Below are 249 nucleotides of genomic sequence, written 5' to 3'. Positions count from 1 at the left end.
TTGCTTGAGCACCGTCTAGACCGATGGCGCCAAAGTGGACAAAGTAGGCCCCACCAAACGAGTGGTGGAGACTACTTTGTCACCTGAGATAGCGACAGCGGCAAGACGGACGCGTAAAGGCACCCCCAACCACCCCATTGGGTTTCGGCGAGAACTCGCAAAGCTGGCATGTGAACCGGGTGTCTCGGTCGCACGACTCGCTCTGGAACACGGGCTCAATACGAATCTTTTGTTCAAATGGCGCCGAGC

At 57.0% G+C, this 249-nt stretch carries 1 protein-coding gene; it reads left to right on the top strand.

Features of this window, described 5'->3' with window-relative positions:
- Nucleotides 1-76: 76 nt before the first annotated feature.
- A partial coding sequence (locus AB3X99_RS41090) for a transposase (protein WP_368662083.1) occupies nt 77-249 on the top strand: 173 nt, incomplete at its 3' end.

Source organism: Paraburkholderia sp. BR10882, from assembly GCF_040948855.1.
GTDB lineage: Bacteria > Pseudomonadota > Gammaproteobacteria > Burkholderiales > Burkholderiaceae > Paraburkholderia > Paraburkholderia nodosa_A.
Note: the sequence above shows the minus strand (reverse complement) of the source record. Positions and strands in the feature narration are given on the sequence as shown.